Below are 1,134 nucleotides of genomic sequence, written 5' to 3' on the forward strand. Positions count from 1 at the left end.
CTGAAGGCTAGACACCTTCGGCTACCCGATTAGCTGTTTTTATTAACTAAAATAATAGATTAGAGTCTTTTACGAAAAAATAACCAACAAGCCCAACAGTCGCATATAAAAGAGCTTTGAGTGAAGTAAACCAATTAGCTTTAACGTTAAATAAAGTTAGAGCAACTGAAGATATGAGCGCACAACACCAAATTACTACAACTATAAAAACAAATAGCAAATCTATAACATCACCTAGTCCGTAAGCATCCCCCGCAGATACTGGTATATTTCCATATATTTGAGATCTATATATCAGCCCCGAGAATGCAAAAAAGTGAATGGAAGCGATACTATATGCTAATAGCTTATCAAATTTTGACTCGATCAAGTTACATGACTCCAATATATTACAGATACAGCTAACGCCTCGTTAAGCGGATAAAAATAAGGCAGTATTTTTGCGGTCTTTTTTGCAAAAATGATGAACTGTTTTTATTCCGTTTAAACGACTTGTTAGAGCTACGTTACGCGTGCCAATTAATATCAATTTTCTTATGGGTTGCAACACAGTCTCGTAAATATAAATTTATAAGACTTTGGTAAGGAACGCCAGATTCTTCTGCCATACCTTTAAAATAAGAGATAACATCTTCTCCAAGACGCATCGTCACCGGTTTCTTTAATTTACTAGCGTATGGATTTTTACGCGATTTCATTGTAGATAAATCATATTCTGCTTTCATAATTAATGCCCTCGCTGATAGTTTTTACTTTCATTTTTAGTTGCTTTTCTAGCAGAAATTAATCTAATAGTATTTCCATCATCGCGTTCACAATGGCAAATAAGTAAAAGATTAGTTTCATTGCTCATTCCAAGCATCAAAAAACGATCTTCAGTATCGGAGTTCTCTTGATCAAAGAACTGCAATGCGAAATCATCAAAAAATACGGATTTAGCTTCCTCAAAAGAAACACCGTGTTTTTTGACATTTGTTACAGCTTTCGCTGTATTCCATTCGAATTTTATCATATGTACATTGTATGTACGTGGAGGGTAAATGTCAAAGTAGCTCTAACGCCAAGCTAAGTGGAAATTAATTGTTGGCTATAATCGCGGAGCGATGGCCAACTGTTAATTTTCCATTTAAGCGC

At 35.0% G+C, this 1,134-nt stretch carries 2 protein-coding genes; both read right to left on the bottom strand.

From position 1 onward, the window contains the following. Positions 1-506 precede the first annotated feature (506 nt). A complete protein-coding gene (locus CXF74_RS21390; protein WP_101084662.1) occupies positions 507-725 on the bottom strand; it encodes a CopG family antitoxin in 219 nt (72 codons plus the stop codon). 2 nt (positions 726-727) lie between these two features. Beyond that, positions 728-1,012, bottom strand: a complete 285-nt coding sequence (locus CXF74_RS21395) for a BrnT family toxin (protein WP_101084663.1) — start codon at positions 1,010-1,012, stop codon at positions 728-730. Between the last annotated feature and the right edge of the window lie 122 nt (positions 1,013-1,134).

The organism is Psychromonas sp. Urea-02u-13, assembly GCF_002835995.1.
Lineage (GTDB): Bacteria > Pseudomonadota > Gammaproteobacteria > Enterobacterales > Psychromonadaceae > Psychromonas.